The organism is Polaromonas sp. P1_G1, from assembly GCF_056405595.1.
In genome coordinates, this window is the sequence record NZ_JBFUBU010000004.1 from 20,905 (window position 1) to 40,808 (window position 19,904).

General features: G+C 64.7%; 17 protein-coding genes. 9 read left to right on the forward strand and 8 right to left on the reverse strand.

The features are described from left to right. The first annotated feature begins 9 nt into the window (after positions 1 to 9). From AC1D1Y_RS02555 to AC1D1Y_RS02575, 5 genes are all read left to right on the forward strand, one after another. Positions 10 to 1,290: a glucarate dehydratase family protein gene (locus tag AC1D1Y_RS02555; RefSeq protein ID WP_477680976.1), complete on the forward strand. Its 1,281-nt coding sequence runs from the start codon at positions 10 to 12 to the stop codon at positions 1,288 to 1,290. Between the two features lie 98 nt (positions 1,291 to 1,388). Then, positions 1,389 to 2,543, forward strand: coding sequence for an ABC transporter substrate-binding protein (locus AC1D1Y_RS02560; protein ID WP_477681045.1), 1,155 nt, complete (start codon positions 1,389 to 1,391; stop codon positions 2,541 to 2,543). Positions 2,544 to 2,700: 157 nt separating this feature from the next. Then, positions 2,701 to 3,804, forward strand: coding sequence for an ABC transporter ATP-binding protein (locus tag AC1D1Y_RS02565; RefSeq protein ID WP_477680977.1), 1,104 nt, complete (start codon positions 2,701 to 2,703; stop codon positions 3,802 to 3,804). A 1-nt stretch (position 3,805) separates the two neighbouring features. Continuing rightward, entirely contained in the window at positions 3,806 to 4,693 is an 888-nt protein-coding gene (locus AC1D1Y_RS02570) for an ABC transporter permease (RefSeq protein ID WP_477680978.1), read from the forward strand. Further along, positions 4,690 to 5,559 (forward strand): ABC transporter permease, encoded by an 870-nt coding sequence (locus AC1D1Y_RS02575; protein WP_477680979.1) that lies wholly within the window; start codon positions 4,690 to 4,692, stop codon positions 5,557 to 5,559. The genes AC1D1Y_RS02570 and AC1D1Y_RS02575 overlap by 4 nt, the downstream gene beginning before the upstream one ends. A gap of 102 nt (positions 5,560 to 5,661) precedes the next feature. Here the strand turns inward: AC1D1Y_RS02575 and AC1D1Y_RS02580 are convergent, their stop codons facing one another. The 5 genes from AC1D1Y_RS02580 to AC1D1Y_RS02600 form a co-directional block, all read right to left on the reverse strand. Next, positions 5,662 to 7,653 carry an AAA family ATPase gene (locus AC1D1Y_RS02580; protein WP_477680980.1) on the reverse strand — a complete coding sequence of 664 codons (1,992 nt, stop codon included), beginning with the start codon at positions 7,651 to 7,653 and terminating at the stop codon, positions 5,662 to 5,664. 322 nt (positions 7,654 to 7,975) lie between these two features. Beyond that, on the reverse strand, positions 7,976 to 8,167 hold the full coding sequence (locus AC1D1Y_RS02585) for a hypothetical protein (RefSeq protein WP_477680981.1): 192 nt from the start codon (positions 8,165 to 8,167) through the stop codon (positions 7,976 to 7,978). A gap of 404 nt (positions 8,168 to 8,571) precedes the next feature. Continuing rightward, a complete protein-coding gene (locus AC1D1Y_RS02590) occupies positions 8,572 to 8,904 on the reverse strand; it encodes a hypothetical protein (RefSeq protein WP_477652649.1) in 333 nt (110 codons plus the stop codon). A 153-nt stretch (positions 8,905 to 9,057) separates the two neighbouring features. After that, a complete protein-coding gene (locus AC1D1Y_RS02595; RefSeq protein WP_477680982.1) occupies positions 9,058 to 9,501 on the reverse strand; it encodes a hypothetical protein in 444 nt (147 codons plus the stop codon). Positions 9,502 to 9,623: 122 nt separating this feature from the next. Beyond that, positions 9,624 to 10,523 (reverse strand): DMT family transporter, encoded by a 900-nt coding sequence (locus tag AC1D1Y_RS02600; RefSeq protein WP_477680983.1) that lies wholly within the window; start codon positions 10,521 to 10,523, stop codon positions 9,624 to 9,626. Between the two features lie 137 nt (positions 10,524 to 10,660). Between AC1D1Y_RS02600 and AC1D1Y_RS02605 the strand changes: the two genes are divergently transcribed. The 4 genes from AC1D1Y_RS02605 (at position 10,661) to AC1D1Y_RS02620 (ending at position 16,063) form a co-directional block, all read left to right on the forward strand. Beyond that, positions 10,661 to 11,656, forward strand: coding sequence for a quinone oxidoreductase family protein (locus tag AC1D1Y_RS02605; RefSeq protein WP_477680984.1), 996 nt, complete (start codon positions 10,661 to 10,663; stop codon positions 11,654 to 11,656). Between the two features lie 84 nt (positions 11,657 to 11,740). Then, entirely contained in the window at positions 11,741 to 13,186 is a 1,446-nt protein-coding gene (locus AC1D1Y_RS02610; RefSeq protein WP_477680985.1) for a DUF1800 domain-containing protein, read from the forward strand. An 18-nt stretch (positions 13,187 to 13,204) separates the two neighbouring features. Next, positions 13,205 to 14,566 carry a DUF1501 domain-containing protein gene (locus tag AC1D1Y_RS02615; RefSeq protein ID WP_477680986.1) on the forward strand — a complete coding sequence of 454 codons (1,362 nt, stop codon included), beginning with the start codon at positions 13,205 to 13,207 and terminating at the stop codon, positions 14,564 to 14,566. A 675-nt stretch (positions 14,567 to 15,241) separates the two neighbouring features. Beyond that, complete coding sequence (locus AC1D1Y_RS02620) at positions 15,242 to 16,063, forward strand: NUDIX hydrolase (protein WP_477680987.1); 822 nt, start codon at positions 15,242 to 15,244, stop codon at positions 16,061 to 16,063. A 17-nt stretch (positions 16,064 to 16,080) separates the two neighbouring features. On the opposite strand, the gene AC1D1Y_RS02625 is transcribed toward AC1D1Y_RS02620, so the two are convergent. Genes AC1D1Y_RS02625 through AC1D1Y_RS02635 form a run of 3 tightly spaced genes read right to left on the reverse strand, consistent with a single transcriptional unit; the run spans position 16,081 to position 19,798 of the window. After that, positions 16,081 to 17,739 (reverse strand): Na/Pi cotransporter family protein, encoded by a 1,659-nt coding sequence (locus tag AC1D1Y_RS02625; RefSeq protein ID WP_477652656.1) that lies wholly within the window; start codon positions 17,737 to 17,739, stop codon positions 16,081 to 16,083. After that, positions 17,736 to 18,944 carry an AGE family epimerase/isomerase gene (locus tag AC1D1Y_RS02630; RefSeq protein WP_477680988.1) on the reverse strand — a complete coding sequence of 403 codons (1,209 nt, stop codon included), beginning with the start codon at positions 18,942 to 18,944 and terminating at the stop codon, positions 17,736 to 17,738. Before AC1D1Y_RS02630 ends, AC1D1Y_RS02625 begins: the two co-directional genes overlap by 4 nt. After that, positions 18,944 to 19,798, reverse strand: a complete 855-nt coding sequence (locus tag AC1D1Y_RS02635; protein ID WP_477680989.1) for a hypothetical protein — start codon at positions 19,796 to 19,798, stop codon at positions 18,944 to 18,946. Before AC1D1Y_RS02635 ends, AC1D1Y_RS02630 begins: the two co-directional genes overlap by 1 nt. Positions 19,799 to 19,904 lie beyond the last annotated feature (106 nt).

Below are 19,904 nucleotides of genomic sequence, written 5' to 3' on the forward strand. Positions count from 1 at the left end.
GTTGGGCGGATGAAAAATATCAAAATCAGCGCAGTCCGGATCACGCCCATCGCGTTTCGCGATGCACCGCTGCTCAACGCCAGCGGTATCCACGAGCCCTGGGCGCTGCGCAGCATTGTCGAACTGGAAACTTCGGACGGGCGCCTTGGCATCTCTGAAACCTACGGCGACGAGCCCATGGTGAAAGTGCTGGAGCAGGCCCGTGCCCTGGTCCTCGGCCTGTCCCCGTTTGAGCTGAACGTCATGGAAGAGCGCGTACGCGCAGCCATCAAGCCAGGACACGCCAGCGACGGCAGCGTGCAGTTCGAGCTTGCGCCGGGTTCGCACACCGCCAAAAATGCCGACAAGGTCATCAGCGCGATGGAAGTCGCCATGCTCGACCTGCAAGGACAGATCCTGGGCATGCCCGTGTGCGACTTGCTGGGCGGCGCCGTGCGCACCGAGGTGCCTTACAGCGCCTATCTGTTCTACAAATACGCGGAGCACGCCGGCAAACCTTATGCGCCCGACGCCTGGGGCGAAGCCGTCACGCCTGAGCAGGTTGTGAAGCAGGCGCAGCGCATGGTGAGCCTTTACGGCTTCAAGAGCATCAAGCTCAAGGGCGGCGTGTTCCCGCCGGCTGAAGAAATCGCCGCCATGAAGGCGCTGTCCAGGGCCTTCCCCGGTGTGCCATTGCGGCTGGACCCGAACGCCAACTGGACGCTGGAGACCAGCATTGCCGCCGCAAAAGAACTCGACGACTTGCTGGAGTATTACGAGGACCCGGCACCCGGCCAGGAGGCCATGGCGGAGCTGGCCCGACACTGCCGCATGCCGCTGGCGACCAACATGTGCGTGACCACGATGGAGGAGTTCAAGCGCAATGCCTCCACGCATGCGGTAAGCATCCTGCTGTCGGACCATCATTATTGGGGCGGCCTGCGAGCCACCGCCGCACTGGCGCGCATGTGCGGCGTTTTCGGCATGGGCATGTCCATGCATTCCAACTCGCACCTGGGCATCAGCCTGATGGCCATGACGCACGCGGCCGCCGCGATTCCCAACCTGACCTATGCCTGCGACACGCATTACCCGTGGCAGGAGGAGGAGGTCATCAAGGGCGGGCGGATCCAGTTCGACCAGGGCGCCGTCAAGGTGCCGACGGCGCCCGGCCTGGGCGTCGAGCTCGACCCGGCCAAACTGGCCGAACTGCACCGGCAATACCTGGATTGCGGCATCCGCAACCGCAACGACCTGGCGCAGATGCGCAAGTACCAGCCGGAATTTTCCGGCATCAGCCCGCGTTTTTAAGAGGCCGGCAGCAGCCTCGCATTTCCGTTGACAGTTCATCGTTCGCTATTCACACCAACAATGAAGGAGACAAGATCATGATCAAGTTCGAGCATTTGATGTCCCGCCTGGCCCAGGGCCTGCGGGCCGCCGGCATTCTGGCGGCGTTCGCGGCCGTTGCGGCGCATGCGCAGCCCGTGACCCTCAACGTCGTCGACGTGGCCGGCAACCTGGCACTGACGCAGGAGGCGCTGGAAAGTTTTGCCGCGAAAAACCCCAACCTGGTTTCGCGCGTCACCTTCACCAAGGCGCCCGCGCCCGAGCTTCCCGGAAAAATCAGGGCCATGCAGGCCGCCGGCCGCACCGACATCGACCTGGTGCTGACCGGCACCGACGCGCTGGCCGCGGGCATGGCGCTCAACCTCTGGGAGCCGCTGTTGCCGGCGCACGCCGCGAAGTTCCCCAACCTGATGGACAACTACCTGCCCAGCGCCCGCAAGATGCAGGACCTGGCCAACGGCCAGGCCGTCATGGTGACTTATATGCCCGCGGGCCCGCTGCTCGAGTACAACCCCGACAAGGTCAAGGCGCCGCCTAAAACGCCGGCCGAGCTGCTGGCCTGGTGCAAGGCCAATCCCAACAAGCTGATCTACGCGCGACCGGCCAACTCGGGCCCGGGCCGCACCTTTTTGATGGGCCTGCCCTACCTGCTGGGCGACAAGGATCCCAAGGATCCCCTGGCCGGCTGGGACAAGACCTGGGCCTACCTGAAAGAGCTCAACAGCTGCATCGAGTACTACCCCACAGGCACGGGCGCCGTGATGAAGGAACTCGGCGAAGGCTCGCGCGACATGACGGTGACGGTGACCGGCTGGGACATCAACCCGCGCGCGCTGGGCGTGGTGCCCAAGCAGTTCAAGGTGGCGGCGCTCAACGGTTTCACCTGGGTCAACGACGCGCACTACATGGCCATGCCCAAGGGCCTGCCCGCCGCCCGCCAGGCGGCCGTGATGGAATTGATGGCTTACCTGCTCAAACCCGAGCAGCAGGCGCTGACCTATGACTCCGGTTACTTCTACCCCGGCCCGGCCGTGAAAAACGTGCCGCTGACTTCGGCGCCGCAAAAGAGCCAGGACATCATCAAGGAATACGGCCGCCCCGAGTACGCAGACTGGATCGCCAAACAGCCGCACGTCCAACCGCTGGAAGACAAGGCCATGGTGGCGGCTTTCAAGAAGTGGGATCAAGAGATCGGTTCCGGCAAAGGCAAGTAAGAGTCGCTCAAAAACCCTCCTGGCGTTGTTGCGCCGCCTTGCCGTGCTGTAGCACTGTCTGCGGCGGCGCGCCTAGCCAGGACCGCTTCGCTGGGTTTTATGAGCAACTCTAAATAACAAGCAGACCCGCGGTGCGGGCATATAAAAGGTTTCTGACATGGTGATGCCCAACACCGCGGGACGGCCCGCGGGAAAAAACGAGTTCAGGCAGCTGCGCCTGGACGGCGTGAGCCGCAGCTTCGGCGGCGCGCACGCGCTCGAAAAACTCTCGCTGACCATAGAGCGCGGCGAATTCATCGCGCTGCTGGGCCCCTCGGGTTGCGGCAAGTCGACCGCGCTCAACTGCATGGCCGGCCTGATGCCGCTGTCGGACGGCAGCATCTGGCTGGACGAGCGGCGCATAGACACCTTGCCGCCGGAAAAACGCGGCTTCGGCATGGTGTTCCAGAACTACGCGCTGTTCCCGCACCTGTCGGTCAGCCGCAACGTGGGCTTCGGCCTGAAGATGCGCGGCGTGCCGGCGGCCGAGATCGACCAGCGCGTCGCCGCGGCACTCGACACCGTGCAGCTGCAGGCGCATGCCCACAAGCTGCCCGGCCAGCTGTCGGGCGGCCAGCAGCAGCGCGTGGCGATCGCGCGCGCCATCGTCATCGAGCCACCGCTGATCCTGATGGACGAGCCGCTGTCCAACCTGGACGCCAAGCTGCGCATTGAAATGCGTTCCGAGATCCGCCGCATCCACCGCGCCCAGGGCTGCTCCACCGTCTACGTGACGCACGACCAGGACGAAGCCCTGGCCATGGCCGACCGCATCGTGGTCATGAAGCTGGGTGTGGTGCAGCAGATAGGCACGCCGCAAGAGGTGTTCGCGCGGCCGGCCACGCTGGACATCGCGCGCTTCATGGGCTATCGCAATGTGCTGCCGGTGCGGGTGGCTTCGGCCAACGGCGCGGGGCTGAGCCTCGAAGGCCCCGGCGGTGTGCAGCTGGCCGGCACCGCCATGCACACGCTGCAGCCCGGCACTGCCATGGCCGCGATGGCAGCGATAAGGCCCGATGAATTGCTGATAGGCGACGGTCCGCAGGCTTTTCCCGGCGTCGTCGAAACCGCCGAGTACGGCGGCCGCGAATGGTTGCTACAGGTCAGGACTTCGTTCGAAGACCTGCTCTACGTACGCTCCTCGCGCGTCGTTGCGCCAGGCGACCAGGTCATGCTCTCGGCCCCGCCGGAGCGCGTGCTGGTCTATGCAGGGGATGCGTGAGATGAGCGCGATGACCCTGCCGCCGCAAGGCGCCGCGCGGCGCCCGCCTTTCGACCCGGCCGTCATGCTGGTGGCGCCCGCCGCCGCGCTGATGGTGATGTTTTTCGTCTACCCCTTCGCCTACGGCCTGCTGCTGTCCTTCCAGCCGCAGCAGGGCGGGGTGTTTGAGAACTACATCCATTTCTTCCAGACGCAGGATTTGTGGAAGACCATAGGCAACACCATGCAGCTGGCGCTGCCGGCCACGCTGATCAACATCGCCTGCGCGCTGGGCATTGCCTACGCCACGCGCGCCAAAGGCCCTTACCAGCGCTTCCTGTCCACCCTGCTGGTGGTGCCGCTGACCCTGGGCACGGTGCTGATCGCCGAGGGCATGCTGACCTACTTCGGCCCGCAGGGCTGGCTCGCGCAGACGCTGCGCTGGCTGCATCTGTATGAGGGCTCGATACGCCTCACGCACAACTACTGGGGCGTGCTGATCTCGCTGATCATCACCGGCTTTCCGTTTGCCTATTTGCTGATCCTGTCCTACATCACTGGGATAGACCCGGCGCTGCCGCGCGCCGCGGCGACGCTGGGCGCGGACGGCTGGAACCGCTTTCGCCACATCTATTTGCCGCTGCTCACGCCGGGCCTGGTCATGGCCTTCTGCCTGTGTTTTGTGCAGGCCTTCTCGGTCTTCCCTTCGGCGGTGCTGCTGGGCTCGCCGGCCGGCGCCACGCGCGTGATCGCGATCGCCGCCTATGAAGCAGCCTTTGAGCAATACGACTATTCGCTGGCCTCGGCCGTCGCCATGATCATGGGCCTGGTCCAGCTGGCCATCGTGGTCGCGGCGCTGGGCCTGCGCTCGCTGTTCTACCGCGGCCCGGTGGCGGGAGGCAAGGGATGAGCGCGATCAACACGCAACAGATGCACGAGAAAGACCCGCTACGCGACCGCGCCTGGCGCGCGCTGGTCTGGGGGCTGATCGCCTTCTTCCTCGTCAACGTCGGCATGATGATCCTGGCCGTGGGCACCAACTCGGTCGCCACACGCTGGCTGGGCACCTGGCTGCCCGAGGCTTACACCCTCGGCTGGTACGTCTCGGCCTGGAAGGAGTTCCAGCTCGGCCATGTGCTGGTGGTCACGGTGGTCGTGGTGTTCTCGGTGGTCTTCTTGTCGCTGCTGATCGGTGTGCCGGCTGCCTACACGCTGGCGCGCAAGGACTTTCGCGGCAAGAAGCTGCTCACGCTGCTGTTCCTGCTGCCGCTCATGGTGCCGCCGATTACCTACGGCATTCCGCTGGCCACGGTGATGTACCAGCTGCACCTGGCCGGCACTCTGCCGGGCGTGATCATCGCCAACATGATCCCGGCCTTGCCGTTTGTGATCCTGGTGATGACGCCCTTCGTCGAACAGGTGGACACCAACATCGAATCGGCCGCGCGCGTCTTTGGCGCCAATACACGGCAGATGTTCCTCTACACCCTGGTGCCCTTGCTGGCCCCCGGCGTGCTGGCGGCCGGCCTGCTGGTACTGGTGCGCACGGTGGCGATGTTCGAGCTGACCTTCCTGGTCGCCGGCCCCGACACCCAGACGCTGGTCGTCGCGCTGTATTACGCGGTGTTCGCCGCGGGCGTGCGCGCCGGGCAGTCGGTGGACGCGATGGCCATGATCTATATGGCAATCACCGTGCTGTGGCTGTTGATCGCACTGCGTTTCGTCAATCCCACGCAACTGGTCAGCCGCGTCAAGGAGCATCCAGGCAAGGCTTGAGCATCACCAAGAGCCACGGCTCGCCGTCAAGATTTCCGTTGGTGGAAATTGGGCACGGAAACAGCATGGGCTGTTCTCCGTGCTTTTTTTTGCCCGGGAAGATCATTCAAGCGCCGGTTCGGCAGCCTCCACCGCCGTCCCACTGACCCGCTGCATCAGCCCGTGCTGCAGGCTGAACACCTGGAGCTGTTCGGCATAATGCATGAGCATCTTTTCTTCCGTCGCAATGCCCACGCCCAGCAGGCCGGCCATTTTTTCCTTGCTCACCTGGCCCTGCGCCAGCAGTTCGTCCACGATGCGCAGCAGCAGGGCCGAATCGGCCTTGAGCAGCGCCTGCGCGCGTGCGTAGGCCTGCGCCAGCAGGGCTTCGATCTCGGCGTTGGTCGGTGCTACGTCCGTGTTGAGGTTTTCGTCCGTGCTGTCGGTCACGTCGGTACGGCTCAGCCGGTTGCCGAAGCCGAAGTGGCGCACAAAGCGCGCGGCCAGGGCGGTGGCGTTCTTGAAGTCGCTTGCGCTGCCGGTGGTGCTGGCGTCCTCGCCGAACACCAGGGTTTCGGCAGCGCGGCCCGCCAGGCCCACGCAGAGGCGGTCCAGGCAGCTTTGCCGGGATTCGGCTTTCAGGCGCACATAGCTGTTGTAGCCGCCCTCGAAAGAGGCCACGTTGATCTTCACCTCCTGCGGCGCGTGGCCGAACAGCCGGCCGTAGGCCAGGCCGTGGCCGGCCTCGTGCACGGCCAGCAGGGCGCGGAAGTCCGGGCTGGCGCGCTGCTTGAGCTGGTTCAGGTCCAGCGGCACCGGGTAGGCGATGCCGGGGCCGCCGGCCTGACCGAGGTCGATGCGCAGCGATTGTGTGGCCGTGTCCAGGCTGACCTGCAGCGTCGCACCATCCGGCACGCCGTGCTCGAAAGCCCACAGCACGGCATTGACCAGCGGCGCGCTCAGGATGGCATGGATGGACGAGAACAGCGGGCGTGTGCCCTGGGCCGGAAACACCGCGTTGGCATAAATGCCCTGGTACACCGACTCATGCAGGTCAAACGACAGCCCGGCGCTCGCCTGCATTTCATCAACATATTTGGCGCAGGTGCTGCGGATCAGCCGCTCGTACGTAGACTGGCTCAGCGACGGGTAGATCACATGGTTGTTGCCCAGCCGGGCGATCTGCTCGGGCTTGAAGCGCTCTCCCAGGGCCTTTTTGACGTCGATGAGCGACAGCTTTTTTGTCAGTGCATGAAAAATGTCTGCGTCGGTGTCGCAGTCTTCCACGCGTTTGGCAGTGCCTTCGTACATTTCGTCCAGGTTGCCCGAGACAATGATAAGCAGGCGGCTGTAATCCGTTTCCCACGAGTCGGTGGATGCCCTGAACGCCAGCATCCGCTCTTGCAGTTGCTGGGGCGTCCAGGTCATCACTTCCTGCAGCGGCTCATTGATCTTGAGGCTTTGTTTGAACTCCTGGGCCTGGTAGGGCGAGAGTTTGAACTTCATTTTTTTGGGTGGAGCACCATCCTTTGCGGGCTTTTCATCCGCCTGCTCCTCGCGTTCAAGCTCGTACTGCGAGAAAGCCAGTGACTCATCAAGTTCCTGCAGAAACGACAGCGATGGCGGCAGGCGTCCGTCGGACAGCAGTTGCCAGACATCCTGGTAGCGCTTGACGGCGGCGTCCTTGCCTTTCTCGTCGACGGTGCGAAAGCGCTGGAATTCGTCCAGCACCAGCATGCCGGGCTCGCTCTCGGCGACACCTGACTCTGCCAGCATGGCGCTGATGGAGTCGGCGCTGCGCCAGCTGCTGCCGTTGCTGAAGCCGTCCATCTGCACTTCGACAAAGCGGTCGTAAAAACCCAGCTTTTGCGCCAGGCGGCGCGTGAGCTGCGTCTTGCCGGTGCCCGTCAGGCCCCAGAGGCAGACGATCACCGGGCGGCGAATGATGTGCGGCAGCACATACCAGGCGCGGATCGATTCGATCACCCGGTCGATGATGTCGTCAATGCCGAACAGCTCGGTCTTCAGTTCGGCGGCAACCAGTGCCAGGTGGGCACTGCGTTCTCGCATGATTTCGGGCGGCACGCGGGCTGCGGCCACCGTCTCGGTTGTCATATCGTTCTTCATGTCAGTCAATCAATTTTTTAAGGGCCTTGTGCAGGGCCACGGTTTCAGCACGGCGGTTGGCGCCGGTGCTGCGAATGTGTTTGCCCGCGCTGAGAACCTGTTTACGGCCTAAACGGGGCCGCGCAAGCCCCTTCTCGGGATGGGATGCAAGGCGCGGTGCGCTGCCCATAGCACCGCTATGGGTTAGCGCCGCAACGCCGCAGACCGCCCGAGAAGGCGCTTGCCCTCCGGGTTGGGGTGAAATCGGGCGATTGAGCCACCCAGGCCCTTGCATGGGCATTAGCCCATGCAGCGTTCCCGGGCGACCCACTCATCCCGATTGCACCCCAACGCGGCCCCGTTTAGGCCGTAAACAGGTTCTGATGGCACGCTGGGCGAGGGCCCGCACCACGGGGTTGCGCGGGGCGGGCAGTTGCAATGTCAAGGCGAGCGGCTGCTTCATGCGCCGCAAATGCTTGACCTTGCCGTCGGCGAAGTCACGGGAAAATGTTTTGGCACTCATGTGCACGCTCCAGAAAGCAAAAAACCCCGGCGAAAAAATCAGCCTGGGGTTCGCGGAGCGCGCTTCACACGTGAAGGCACGACACCGACTGCCCGCAGGGCTGGGTATGGTTGGCACCACATCCAGCCGGGGGCAGTGGAGGGTGCGTCAGGTGTGAGTGAACAAAGTCATGGGTCTTGGTGGCTTCAAGGTGTTTACCGCGCAAGGTTATTCGTTACGCGGCGGCTCAAAGCAAGGAACGGATTCTGAAGAGGCCGCGCGGGCTTGGCAAGTTTTATGCGATGGTTTTTCGCAATGTGTTGTGAAAATCAAACCATGGGCGGCGAGTGCAGGTAGAGGATTGGGCTTGTTGATTACGAGCTCCAAATGCCTGGCGTTGCCGCTGCGACACCTGTCAAAATGCGTCACTTTTTGTCCCACCCCAGAATGCCCATGGCAATGTCGGGCCAGATAACTGTGGCCAAGCCGCACATCCCGAAGATAAGGTTCAACACCAAGGCTGTCCATCCCGTGATGTAGCCGGAAGGCGGGCGGCCCTCCCACCCGTATTCGATCCGGCCGGAAAATTGCTGGATTAGCGCGCCCACCATCATGTAGACGCCGACTCCGCGTGTTCCGGCTTTGGTGCTCACGAACAAAAATAGCAAAACGACCACAAGAAAAGCCGCGAAGCCCAACAGACTAAATTCGTTGGAATCGTTGGCCTGAGCCTTGTCGGACTTCAAGTGTTCGCGCATTGTTTATGGCTAGTCGTTGCCGGCTTGTATTTGGAACTCAAGTATGTACTCGTCGAGCCAGATTGTCTTGATGGTGAGGCCGAGTGGGATCATTGCGATGCGACGTTGCTGGTCGTGAGCAGGCTGCCTGTGGCCACTTCTTCGACGGAGGGGTTAGACGGCTTGATCATCGATGAGCTCGAGCAACTCGCCTGCGCTCCTGGAGACTGCGCCAGTCCCCTGCGCCAGCAGCGCAACTTTGGGCCGCATTGAATGGATAAATGCCTGAAGCATTTTTTGAACTGAGGCCCCAAGGTACAACTCGTGTCCTTTTTCCGGAACGAACGACCCGCCAAGGTCGATGAGTGATTCCATCGCCGCGCGTTGAGACCAGGGGTCGCCGTCCCTCAGGATTTGTTGGATCTGCGGCAAGGCAGCCAGGACGACCGGATAAAAAGTGCCTGAGTGATTATTTCCCATTGCCCAAAGGAATTCGTCGCAGGCCTCTTCCGCAGACTGTTGGTCGTGGGCATTGCGAAGTGCCTCAATTGCGCCTTGGACGCTATCCTCGTCGTTGGACTCGGGCTGGGGAAATTGACTGTAATTTAACGATTCCATCTAGCGTAATGTATGCCGCAATATGCAATTTAATCTGGCTCCTGCAGTGATCCGGACATCGGGTCAATCCAAAACCGGCCTGCGGGCAAACGACAGCCATTGATTCGGCTTTTTCGCGCGCCTCAGCGCCGCGACGACACCACGATGCCGCCCACGATCAGCACAAATGCCAATGCGTGGTAAAGATGCGGCAGCTCGCCGAGAAAGGCCGCCGAGAGCAGGGCGGCGAACAGCGGCGTGAGGTTGGAAAAGAAGCCCGCGATGGCCGGCCCGACGCGCTGCACGCCCATGCCCCAGCAGCGGTAGGCGATCACCGCGGGCCCGACGGCCACGTAGGCCAAGGCCGCGGCCAGCGGCCAGCCCCATTGGATGTGCGCGTCCGTCACGGCCCATTCGCCGGCCGCGAAAGCGCCCGACCAGGCCAGGCCGAAGACGATTTGCGCCAGCAGGAAAGCCGCCCAGTCACTGCGGATTTCCGCGGGCTCCTTCGGTTGCGACAGCAGCCAGCTGTAGAAAGCCCAGGCCAGCGTGGCCAGCAGCACATACAGGTCGCCGGGTACCAGCTGCACCTGCATCAAGAGCTCCCACTGGCCGCGCGAGAGCACCACCAGCACGCCGGCAATCGACAGCACGGCGCCGGCAACCTGGCGCCGCGACACGGCCTGGCCGAAGCACAGCGCACCGACCACCAGCATCCAGATCGGCACACTGGAAGCCACCAAGGTGACGTTGAGCGGGGTCGAGGTTTTGAGCGCCAGGTATTGCAGCGCGTTGTAGCAGCCCACGCCCAGCAGGCCCAGCACCGCGAAGCGCTTCCAGTGGGGCCACAGGCTGCTGCCGGGTTGGAGCAGGCGCCAGGCCAGCGGCAGGAGGATCACAAAGGCCAGCGCCCAGCGCAGGAAATTCAGCGTCATGGGCGGCACCAGGCCGGTGACCAGCCTGCCGACCACGGCATTGCCGGCCCAGAGCATCGGAGGGATCACCAGCAGCGAGGCGGTGGCGGGCGTCAGGCGTTGAGTCATGCGGTCGACTTTACCAAGCGCCACCTTTTGCCGCGTGCGGGCCGGCCTTAGTCCCTGCGGCCTCTTCGGATTCATGGCACCATGGCGGCCACGCTTTTCGCTTTTGTTTTTTACATCTCCCTCTGCAAGGAACACCCATGGCCTCCTATCCCTCCAAAGCCGTACACATCAACCAGCACGGCGGCCCCGAAGAACTCACGCTGGTGGACGTGACGGTGGGCGAGCCCGGCCCTGGCGAAATACGCATACGCCACAAGGCCGTGGGCCTGAATTACATCGACGTCTACCAGCGCAGCGGCGTCTATCCGTTTGCCATGCCGCTGCAGCTGGGCATGGAAGCCTCGGGTGTCGTCGAGGCCGTGGGCGAAGGCGTCACCCACCTCAAGGCCGGCGACCGCGCGGCTTACGCCAGCCAACCGCCCGGCAGCTATTGCGAGCTGCGCGTGATGCCGGCCAAATGCGTGTGCAAGCTGCCCGACGCAATCTCGTTCGAGACCGGCGCGGCCATGATGCTCAAAGGCCTGACCACGCAGTACCTGCTGCGCCGCACGCAGCCGCAGGGCGGCCTGCAGGCCGGCGACTTCGTGCTGTTCCACGCGGCGGCCGGCGGTGTGGGCCTGATCGCCTGCCAGTGGGCCAGGGCCATGGGCCTGCAGCTGATAGGCACGGCCGGCTCCGACGAAAAATGCGCGCTGGCCCTGTCGCAGGGCGCGGCCTTCGCGATCAACTATGCCAAGGAAGATTTTGTGGCCCGCGTCAAGGAGATTACCGGCGGCAAGGGCGTGAAGGCGGTCTATGACTCGGTCGGCAAGGACACCTTCCTCAAGTCGCTGGACTGCCTGCGCCCCTTCGGCCTGCTGGCCAACTTCGGCAATGCCTCGGGCAAGACGCCGCCGCTGGACATCGGCCTGCTGGCCGCCAAGGGATCGCTGTATGTGTCCAGGCCCACCTTGTTCACCCACATCGCGACCCGCGAGGTCACGCAGGAAATGGCCGACGAACTCTTCGCCATGGTGACCAACGGCCAGGTCAACATCCCGATCGACCAGCGCTTTGCCCTGGCCGACGTGGCCGAAGCACATCGCGCGCTGGAAGCCCGCAAGACCACGGGCTGCACCATCCTGACGCTGTAAGCGGAAAAAAACCTGTGTAAAGCCGGGGGCCGCGTTCAACGCAAGCCGCGGTGCATGCGTTACAAGGAGTCGCAGGAGAAAAACATGCCCACAGCGACGATCACCCAGGCCGGCCTGTTCGCGGCCTTGCTGGCTGCCTTGGCCGGCCCCGCGGCGCAGGCCGAGGGGCAGCTTGAAGCCGCGCCCCCGACGGCCAGGATGGCCGACACCTGGCGCGCCGCCTCGCGGCTGGGCTATGCGCCCACGCCGGACTCGGCGCAGGCCGCCGCGGCCTCGCCCCGCGCCTGGGCGCTGCGGCAGCTGGACGCGGCTTATGCCGCCAGCAAACGCCCGCCAACGCTTCCCGCCGAACTCGCCGGCATCAACGCACCGCTCAACGACATCGCGCGCAGCTTCCGGACTGAGCAAGAGGCGCGCAGGATCGCGCGTGAAAAAACCGCCAAGCCCGGTATGGCCGCCGCGGCGGGCGCGGGCGATGAAAAATTCAGCCGCGAGATGGCCCAGGACGCCGCCGCCTGGCGCCTGATGTCTTGCAGCGACCCGGCACTCGAAAACCCGCTGCTGGCGCGCATGACCGAGTTCTGGTTCAACCACCTCAACGTCTTTGTCGGCAAGGGCCCGGTGCGCCCCTTTGTCGGCCACTATGTGGTCAACGTGATACGCGCCAATGCCCTGGGCCGTTTTGAAGACCTGCTGCTGGCCAGCGCCAAACACCCGGCCATGCTCTTCTACCTGGACCAGGCGCAGAGCAACAGCCGCGGCCTCAACGAAAACTATGCGCGCGAACTGATGGAGTTGCACACGCTGGGCGTGAACAGCGGCTATACGCAGAAAGACGTGCGCGAGCTGGCGCGCATCCTGACCGGCTGGACCGTCAACCTCAAGGACGGCGAAGGCTTCCGCTTTGCCGAGCGCCTGCACGACAAGGAAGGCAAGGTGCTGCTGGGCCGCACCTTCGGCAACCAAAGCGTGGCCGAGGGCGAGGAGGCCATACGCTACCTGGCACGCCGGCCCGAGACCGCGCGGCGCGTGGCCACGCGGCTGGTGAGTTTTTTTGTCGCCGACAAACCCCCGGCCGCACTGGTCGACAAACTGGCCGCCACTTTCACGGACACGCAAGGCGACATCCGCGTGGTGATGCGTGCCTTGATCGAGTCGCCGGAATTCTGGGCCAAAGACAAGCAGCTGTTCAAGACGCCGCTGGACTTCGCCTGCTCGGCGCTCACCGCGGCCGGCGGCGTGAAGGAGCGCCGCGACATCGTGCAAACTTTGGGCTTTCTCGCCCAGGCCGGCCAGCCCATGCACGGCTGGCAAACGCCSGACGGCTATAAGACCGATGCGAACACCTGGCTCGCGCCCGAGGCGCTCACGCGGCGCGCCGACTACGCGATGGGCCTGGGCCAGCGCATGGTAGAGCCGGCTTACCTCAATGCTTTTTTCAGTGTCGCGACGCGCGAACGCATCGCGCAGGAGCCTGCGCAAATGCGTACCGGCCTGATGCTGGCAAGCCCCGATTTCATGCGTAAATAAACGGCAGCGAGAACCCCCATGAGTTCAAACCATTCTTCATCGCCCCACCTGCTGCAACGCCGCGGCCTGCTTGGTATGGGCGCCTTGTCCGCCTTGTCTCTGGCCGCGCCCGGCGTGTGGGCGCAAGCCGTGCCCGGGAGCCTGAACAACGGGCGCCTCATCGTCGTTTTCCTGCGCGGCGCGTACGACGGCCTCTCGGCCTTTGTGCCTTATGCCGACAAGGACTATTACGCGCTGCGTCCCAGCATCGCGATTGCGGCACCCGACGGCACTGCGCAGACCGCCATCAAGCTCGACAAGACCTTTGCCTTGCACCCCGCGCTGGCCCCGCTGCTGCCGCTGTGGCAACAAGGCGTGCTGAGCTTTGTGCCCGCGGCCGGCCTGCCCGCGCCGAACCGTTCGCACTTCGACGCGCAGTACCAGATGGAAATCGCGCAAGGCGGCAAGACCAGCAGCGCGCCCGGCTGGCTCAACACCACGGCGGGTGTTGGCAAAAGCGCCGCACCGGGTGCGGTCGCATTGGGCGTGGGCGAGGCCAATCCCGCCATCCTGGCCGGCCAGGCCGCCGCCGTCAGGCTGATCCCGCGCGGCCAGTCGGCCGAGCGCACCGGCGTGCTGGCCAACGACAAGACCCGCCAGGCGCTGATGGATTTGTACGGCGGCGACGACAAGCTCAGCGAAGCCTTCCGCCAAGGCGCGGGCAGCCGCATGCAGAGCGCGCAGGAGCTCACCGAGCAAAGAACCGCCAGGGCCGAAAAGATGGCGCAGGACGCCAGGCGTATGGCCGACAGAAACCTGGACCGCGACGGCACGCCCGCCAACCAGCAGGCTCTCAATGCCCAGATGCTGGCGGCCAGCAACGGTGCGGCCGACCCGGTGGGCCTGCAGCTGGACGCTCAGCACCTCGGCACCTTGATGCGCAACGACCGCAAGCTGCGGCTCGGTTTTTTATCAGCCGGCGGCTGGGACACCCACGCCAACCAGGGCGCGGCCACCGGCCAGCTCGCCAACAACCTGGGCAACCTGGCACGCGGCATTGCGCAACTACGGCAGGATTTTTCCGAACCCGGTGATGTGGTCGTGGTGATGAGCGAGTTTGGCCGCACCAGTGGGGAGAACGGTACGCGTGGTACCGACCACGGCTTCGGTAACGCTATGTGGCTTATGGGGAGTCGGGTTGCTGGTGGGCGGTGGCATGGGCAATGGACAGGTCTTTCTCAGCTTAATGAAGGGCGGGATCTGCCTGCGCATCATGACTATCGGGCGGTGCTGGCGCAGGTCCTTCGCGGGACCTTTGCGTTTGGGGATTCGCAACTTTCCGAGGTGTTACCCGGGGCCAAGTGGGATAAACGTTTGGATGGGTTGTTTAATAAGGCTTGATTGGGATTGGGAGGAGTGCTCTTCGCTGAAGACGGCTGGCCGGGGATTGCCCGGCAGCAAGTAACTTTCTTTTGCTTCGCCAAAAGAAAGTCACCAAAGAAAAGGCGACCCGCAGTCTGGGGCCCCTGCGCTGCGCTACGGGGCAACCTGCGGTGCTCGAGCCAAGCGGGGTCTGGCTAAACTCGCTTCGCTCAGACAACGCCAGCCCTGATCCGCTTGTCTCTGCGCTCCTCGGCCCAGCCAGGACGGGGCAATCGGGAGCGGGGACAAAAGACAAAGAAACAACCAAGACAAACAAGGACTCGCCACGGCGAGTCCTTGTTTCTTCAGGTATTCGGTATTGGTATTCGGCTGTTTGGTATTTYTTCTCCCCGCTCCCACCCTTGTGGATGCGCCGAGGAGCGGAGGTTCAGGCGGATCAGGGATCGCGTTGTTTGAGCGAAGCGCAGCGTAGCGAGTTTAGCGAGACCCCGCCTGAACCGAGCACCGCAGGTTGCCCGCAGCGAAGCGGAGGGACGCAGCAACCAGGGTCGCCTTTTCTTTTGCTTACTTTTCTTTTGGCGAAGCAAAAGAAAAGTGAGTTGCCGCCGGGCAACCCCCGGCCAGCAGAACCCAGCAAAACCCCTAACCCACAACAAGCCCACCGAAGTAAACTAAAACCCACCCCCAAGAACCATGACAAACCCAAATCACAACCCGCATTGGTTGCGCGACCTCCGCGCAGGCGCAACCGTGCCGCCGCTGCGCCCACGAGTGCCGTTGTGGGCCGGCGAATCCATGATCGGCTCAGTAGAACCCGGCTTCTTCCACAAGCTGGCCCTCCACACCATGACCGACGGTGACCACCCCCTCCTCAAGGAAGAGCGCCCCGGAACCCTGGGCTGGCGCGTGATGGGGGACGTCACGACCAGCCTGAACAAGATCGCGGTCGCGCTGCATGAAGCCGGCCTGGCCGGTGCCTGGCGTGACGAGCAGCTCGCGGTGCCCGACCAGTTCGGCCACCGCAAGGGCACGGTGGAGCGCGCGGCGGTGCGGCCTTTGGGCATCACCACGCTGGCGGTGCACCTGGTGGGGCAGTCGCCGGACGGGCGCTTCTGGGTGCAGCAGCGCGCCTTCAATAAATCCAACGACCCGGGCCTGTGGGACACGCTGATGGGCGGCATGGTGTCGGCGGTCGATACGGTGGAAACCGCGTTGGTGCGCGAGACCTGGGAAGAAGCCGGCCTGCACACGGCCCAACTGCAGGCCATGCGCTACGGCGGGCGCCTGGCGACGCGGCGGCCGGCCACGGACGGCAACGGCGCGGGTTATGTGGTGGAGGACATCGACTGGTATGTCTGCACCGTGCCCGAGGGCATGGCGCCGGACAACCAGGACGGCGAGGTCGAGCAGTTCCGCCTGATGGAGGCTGGAGACTTGCTCGAGGCCCTGCAACGCGGCGAGTTCACGACCGAAGCGGCGCTGATTCTTTCAGACGCCATGGGCCTCACGGCCTGAGGCGTTAGAAAAAATTCTCAGACCTGGTCGGTCAGCGCGGAAGCACGCAGCCGGTTGGGCGCGAGCGCACCAGCCGAGTCGAGGATCGGGTAGGCGATCGAGCAGATGTGCGAGTTGATGCGCTTGAGTTCGCTGATCAGGTCGATGTGCAGCGAACTGGTTTCCAGGCTTTGCACCGTGTTGGCCGAGAGCCGGCCCAGGTGGGTGGTGGCGTAGGCGCGCTCCAGGTCGCGGAAACGGGCTTTTTCCTCGAGCAGTTTTTGCGCGTCGCGCACCGTGCCGTTGAGGAACACGCTCATGCCCAGGCGCAGGTTGTCCACCAGGCGTTCATGCAGCTCGACGATCTCAGCCATGCCGGCTTCCGAGAAACTGCGGCCCGGCTTGATCTTCTTGTCTTCGATGTCGATCAGCACGCGTTCGATGATGTCGCCGATCTGCTCCATGTTGATGGTGAAGCTGATGATGTCGGTCCAGCGGCGGCTTTCCTCTTCGGCCAGCGCCTCGCGCGAGATCTTGGTCAGGTAGTACTTGATCGACGAATACAGCTCGTCGACGGCGTCGTCCATCTTGCGCAGGTCTTCGGCCAGCTTGAGGTCGTTGTTGCGTATGACTTGCAGCACGCCCAGCAGCATGCTTTCCACCACGTCGGCCTGGTGCAGCGCCTCACGCGCCGCGCAGGAGATCGCCAGCGAGGGCGTGGCCAGGGCCGAAGGGTCCAGGTGTTGGGGCCGGCCGCCGGCCTTGTTCTTTTCGGGCTTGGGCAGCAGTTTTTCGACCCAGCGCGCGATCACCTGCGTCCAGCCTATGAAGACCGCGCCCACCAGCATGTTGAAGGCCAGGTGGAACAACACGACCACGGTGGCCGCCTCACCCAGGTAGGGCCGCACATGGCGCAGCCACAGGCCGATCAGGGGCGCGGCGATCACGATGCCCAGCAGCTTGAACAGCAGGTTGCCCAGGGGCACCTGCCGCACTTCCACGGGTGAGCGCAACGTGGTCAGCACGGCCAGCAGGCCGCTGCCGAGGTTGGCGCCCAGCACCAGGCCCAGCGCCACGTCGATGGGGATCACGCCCGAGGCGGCCAGCGTGGCCGTGAGCAGGACGATGGCCAGGCTGGAATAAGACACCACGGCCAGGAAGGCGCCGGCGGTGATCTCGAGCAGCAGGTCGCTGCTCAGCGAGGCCAGCAGGGCCTTGACGGCCGGCGCCTGCGTGAGGACTTCGGTGGAGGCCGTGACCAGGCGCAGCGCCAGCAGCATCAGGCCCAGGCCTATCAGCACGCGGCCCACGCGGCCGACGTTGGTGTCCTGGCGCGAGATGAACAGCACCACGCCGACAAAGATGAAGAGCGGCGACAGCCAGGACAGATCGAAGGAGAACACCACGGCCATCAGGCTGGTGCCCACGTCCGCGCCCAGCATGACGGCCAGCGCCAGCGGCAGGGTGACCAGGCCCTGGCCGACGAAGGAGGAGACGATCAGCGAGGTGGCGGTGCTGGACTGCACCAGCGCCGTGACGCCTATGCCCGAGACCGCGGCGGCAAGCCGGTTGCTGATGCTGACGGCCAGCACGTGGCGCAGGTTGGCGCCGAAAACGCGCAGGATGCCGGTGCGTACCAGGTGGGTGCCCCAGACCAGCAGCGCGATGGCCGCCAGGAGATTCAACAAATGCTTCATGCGGTGATTGTCCGTTCTACAGGGCCCGGGCGATGTGCCGCAGGTGTCAGGGGAGCCAGGGGAGTCAACAGGCCTTCGAGGCCGGTCATCAGGTGGTAAAGCGAGGAGGCCGGCGAGGGCGCGAGCTCGAAGCCGCCGTCTTCCCGCTGCCATTCATGCCAGAGGCCGGGCACGTCGGTGGCGAGGAAACGCATCAAGCCGGCAAAGCTGCCGGCCGCGGCGGCCTGGAAAGCCTCGGTCCCGGCCGTGTCGCCCATACCTTGCGCGGCGAACAGCAGCGAAGTCCTGAGCCTCTCGGTCTGCGCCCACAGCCGCGCCCGGCGGTCCACGGGGTGGCCGGCTTCGTTGACGGCGAACAATGCGACTTGCCGCGCGGAATCAATGCCGAAGCCGCGGCCGAAGGCCTCAAGCGCGATGGCTTCGCGGCGTGCGTCAATACCCAGCAAAGTTTCGGCTTGCAGCAGCAGGTAAGCCCATTCGAACTGGTGGCCGGGCTCGTACATGCGCTCATGGGGCTCGCCCAGCGGGGCCCAGCCGGCGGTGAAGAGTTCACCGACCGCACCGTTGGCGGGGTTGATCAACCGTGTGGTGGCCAGCTTGCACAGCGCCAGGGCCGCCGCGCGGAACCCGCCCTCAATCCCCAGGGCCACCCAGGCCAGCAGGGCTTCGAGCAAATGCATGAGCGGGTTGGATTTGAGGATGGGCTGATGCGGCAAGCCGTCGTAATAGCCGCCGCCCTCATGCGCCAACGCGGCATCGATCCGCCGAAGCAGGGTTTGCGCGGTGTCCAGCAATTCCGGCGGCCGGCCTTCGGCTTCGTAGGCATGGGCCAGCGCGAACAGCACAAAAGCCTGGTCGTAGAGGTCCACGCTTTCGTCGGTGGTGTCCAGCGTGCTGCGGAACAGGCCGTCGGGCCGGGGATAACGCGACAGCGTGAAAGACAGGCCGTGCCGCATGGCCGCCTGCCAGGGGCCGGTCCAGCCGAGGGCGCCGGCGCGGGCATAGACATAGGTTTGCCGCGCCTGCACTCGCACGCGCACCGGCTTGCCGATGGCCTGGCCGTCCTGGCCCAGCTTTTCATGGAAGCCGCCTCCCTCATGGTCCGCACCGCGCTCCCACCACAGGGGCAGGGCAGACTCAAACAGCCAGTGTTTTGCGTGTCGGCGCGTGTCGGCAAGAAAGGAAGGGAAGGACTCTGGGGGCATCAAGCGTGGCGGAATAAAAAAGCGAGTTCAGCGGTCAGGTGCTGGTCGTCGGGCTGCTGCAGCGCGGCCTCCAGCAGCGGCAGGCGCGCGGTGACGAGTTGTGCGGCCAGGCGCAGGCGCTCGCCGACGTCGGGGGTGGGATTGTCGCCGCTTTTCGCCAGGCCGACGGCGACCACGACCGTGAGCAGCTCGGGCAGGGCCGTGGATGCTTCGGGCTGCTGCGCCGGCTGGCCGGCCCAGGGCGGCAGGCTGGCGTCGCGCACCGGGCGCGCCGCGACCAGGGCCCGCAGCACGGCGGCGCACAGCGCGGCGTGGTCGCGCGGCGAGGCTTTGGCCTCCTGCGCGCGGGCGACCAGTCCGGCATGCTGCTCCAGCACCTGCCAGAAAGCCTCGTCGATCGCCTGCTGGCGCGCGATCAGCGCGCTGCCGGCCTTGCCGGCCAGGGCGTGGCGCAACAGCCAGTAAAAGGCATTGGTGAAATGCTGCGACGGATTCTTCGCGTCGCTCTGCCGGAAAAAATCAGCCAGGGGCTGCAGTTCAAAGTGCAGGGTACGGTAGGCGGCGTCCGGCAGCACGGCGACGGCCGCGGCTTGCTGCGCGACCTGCAGCGTGGAGAAGGTGGCCTGGGCCGTCGAGTCGATCAGGTGGTGCAGCTTGTGCAGCGTGCCGGCCTCGTTGCGCGGCTCGGCCTGCTTGACCAGACTGCTGCCGACATCCTGCAGCAGCCAGTGCGCGCCGCGCTGCAGGTTGAAGCCGAAGGTGCGCAGTTCGTCCTTGAGCGCCAGCTGCACAGCGGTGCGCGTCGGCTGGACGCTGCGGGCCGGGCGGGCGGTGGGCAATATGTTGTGTGTCATGAAAATCCCATCAATGGTTTACGTTAGCATGACAGCCGGACGGAGAGGGCCTGAAGCCTGATTTTGCACCCCAAACCGGCCTAAATTGACCAAATTGGCCAAATCG

Excerpts from the sequence above, each read along its gene's own strand:
- AC1D1Y_RS02555 (WP_477680976.1), top strand. The coding sequence starts at position 10 with ATGAAAAATATCAAAATCAGCGCAGTCCGGATCACGCCCATCGCGTTT.
- AC1D1Y_RS02560 (WP_477681045.1), top strand. The coding sequence starts at position 1,389 with ATGTCCCGCCTGGCCCAGGGCCTGCGGGCCGCCGGCATTCTGGCGGCG.
- AC1D1Y_RS02565 (WP_477680977.1), top strand. The coding sequence starts at position 2,701 with ATGGTGATGCCCAACACCGCGGGACGGCCCGCGGGAAAAAACGAGTTC.
- AC1D1Y_RS02570 (WP_477680978.1), top strand. The coding sequence starts at position 3,806 with ATGAGCGCGATGACCCTGCCGCCGCAAGGCGCCGCGCGGCGCCCGCCT.
- AC1D1Y_RS02575 (WP_477680979.1), top strand. The coding sequence starts at position 4,690 with ATGAGCGCGATCAACACGCAACAGATGCACGAGAAAGACCCGCTACGC.
- AC1D1Y_RS02580 (WP_477680980.1), bottom strand. The coding sequence starts at position 7,653 with ATGACAACCGAGACGGTGGCCGCAGCCCGCGTGCCGCCCGAAATCATG.
- AC1D1Y_RS02585 (WP_477680981.1), bottom strand. The coding sequence starts at position 8,167 with ATGAGTGCCAAAACATTTTCCCGTGACTTCGCCGACGGCAAGGTCAAG.
- AC1D1Y_RS02590 (WP_477652649.1), bottom strand. The coding sequence starts at position 8,904 with ATGCGCGAACACTTGAAGTCCGACAAGGCTCAGGCCAACGATTCCAAC.
- AC1D1Y_RS02595 (WP_477680982.1), bottom strand. The coding sequence starts at position 9,501 with ATGGAATCGTTAAATTACAGTCAATTTCCCCAGCCCGAGTCCAACGAC.
- AC1D1Y_RS02600 (WP_477680983.1), bottom strand. The coding sequence starts at position 10,523 with ATGACTCAACGCCTGACGCCCGCCACCGCCTCGCTGCTGGTGATCCCT.
- AC1D1Y_RS02605 (WP_477680984.1), top strand. The coding sequence starts at position 10,661 with ATGGCCTCCTATCCCTCCAAAGCCGTACACATCAACCAGCACGGCGGC.
- AC1D1Y_RS02615 (WP_477680986.1), top strand. The coding sequence starts at position 13,205 with ATGAGTTCAAACCATTCTTCATCGCCCCACCTGCTGCAACGCCGCGGC.
- AC1D1Y_RS02620 (WP_477680987.1), top strand. The coding sequence starts at position 15,242 with ATGACAAACCCAAATCACAACCCGCATTGGTTGCGCGACCTCCGCGCA.
- AC1D1Y_RS02625 (WP_477652656.1), bottom strand. The coding sequence starts at position 17,739 with ATGAAGCATTTGTTGAATCTCCTGGCGGCCATCGCGCTGCTGGTCTGG.
- AC1D1Y_RS02630 (WP_477680988.1), bottom strand. The coding sequence starts at position 18,944 with ATGCCCCCAGAGTCCTTCCCTTCCTTTCTTGCCGACACGCGCCGACAC.
- AC1D1Y_RS02635 (WP_477680989.1), bottom strand. The coding sequence starts at position 19,798 with ATGACACACAACATATTGCCCACCGCCCGCCCGGCCCGCAGCGTCCAG.